The sequence below is a fragment of the Sphingomonas sp. genome, from assembly GCF_025353885.1.
GTDB lineage: Bacteria > Pseudomonadota > Alphaproteobacteria > Sphingomonadales > Sphingomonadaceae > Sphingomonas_O.
The window spans coordinates 1-1691 of the sequence record NZ_JANXNX010000109.1 but is presented as its reverse complement, the minus strand read 5'-3'; the positions used below and the strand labels follow the sequence as shown (position 1 = coordinate 1691).

The 1691-nt window shown below is 61.6% G+C and carries 1 protein-coding gene; it reads left to right on the top strand.

What is annotated here, in order from left to right; translation table 11 throughout:
• Nucleotides 1–336: 336 nt before the first annotated feature.
• A protein-coding gene (locus Q0R02_RS12040; protein WP_293883819.1) for an IS630 family transposase occupies nucleotides 337–1397 on the top strand; the annotation gives its coding sequence in 2 pieces (ribosomal slippage) (nucleotides 337–829 and nucleotides 829–1397; 1062 coding nt in all).
• Nucleotides 1398–1691: the final 294 nt, after the last annotated feature.

Below are 1691 nucleotides of genomic sequence, written 5' to 3'. Positions count from 1 at the left end.
CCCCCGCCGCCCCAAGTCCCCATGGACTGGGACCTGGCTCGAAACGTGTACGTTCCGAGCTGGGCACCTCCATTAACCGCGTGATTTGAGGTGCTTGCAGCGCTATGTTCGGCGGCGGCGCATGAGATCTGGCTGAGCGCCCGATATTGGCTCATTTTCTCTCTGTTTCGTCTCCAATTTTTTATTCCAGACGCACTTATCCTGCTGCGGTCCGTCGCTCATGGAAGATCAGGCGCTTCATGTTGTAATACCAAATCCGCGTGAGGCTGACTCACATTGGGGATTCCCAAACCGGGTTTGATCTGATTCAACATCGTAGGCTGGAGGAGGCTTGCGATGGCAGCGGCGATCGATCTGCGTTCGGACTTTGACGGGGATGGTTTGCGGCGCATCGCGCGGGCGAGCAAAGACGGTCGTCAGGTCCGTCGGCTTCTGGCTCTGGCGGCGATCTATGATGGCGGCGCCCGGAGCGAGGCTGCCCGCATTGGCGGTGTCGGTCTCCAGATCGTGCGAGACTGGGTGGTGCGCTTCAACGATCGAGGCCCGGATGGCTTGATCGACGGCAAGGCGCCTGGCGCTCTGCCACTGCTCAGCGCAGAGCAACGCCAAGCGTTGCTTCGTGTGGTCGAGACCGGACCGATCCCGGCGTCGCATGGTGTGGTGCGATGGCGACTGATCGACCTGGCGCAATGGATCTGGGACGAGTTCGGGCTCTCGATCAGCAAGCAGACGCTGAGCCGCGAGCTTCGCGAATCTGGCTATCGCAAACTCTCCGCCCGCCCGCGCCATCATACCCAGGATGCCGACGCCATCCCCGCTTTTAAAAAAACTTCCCCGCCCAGTTGGCAGCGATCCGGGCGACGCTCCCCCGCGGTACACCCGTAGAGATTTGGTGGCAGGACGAGGCGCGGGTCGGCCAGAAGAACGGCATCACACGCCGTTGGGCCCGGCGCGGGACACGCCCCTCTGCACCAAAGGATCAGCGGACCAGGTCCGCCTACATTTACGGCGCCATCTGCCCAGACGAAGGCAAAGCGGCGGGCCTCGTCCTGCCCCGCTGCAACACCGAGGGCATGACGCTCCATCTCGCCGAAATCGCCGCCACGGTGGCACCCGGAGCGCACGCCGTGCTGCTGCTCGATCAAGCTGGATGGCATGGCTCCGACGCGCTCATCGTGCCGCCGAACATCACGCTCATGCCGCTGCCGTCAAAATGCCCCGAGCTCAATCCGGTCGAGAACATCTGGCAGTTTATGCGCGACAATTGGCTCTCGAACCGGATCTTCGGATCCTACGAGGACATTCTCGACCATTGCTGCTTCGCCTGGAACCGCCTCGTCGATCAGCCATGGCGCATCATGTCCATCGGCCGACGCAAATGGGCGCATGCGTCATGATCAACGGGACTTGGTATAAGGGCTTTCCCGACGTGACCTGCAAGGCGCGTCGGGTTTCCATCCACAATCGTGATCTGCACTTCGCGACTATGGGCCGGCTGTTATGGACCTCGCCGACGCTGTCTCGTGACGGCCTTTCGCGAGGCGCCAGCATCCGATCGTCAAAAGCGGCGCGACATAGATCATCAGAAATGCCAGCGCGAGCCAGCTGTATCCCTGCGCTATGAGAGTGACAAGTCCGTAACGACCTGCAACGAATACGGATATGGCGAGGATCCCAAAAGTCAGCGCGAG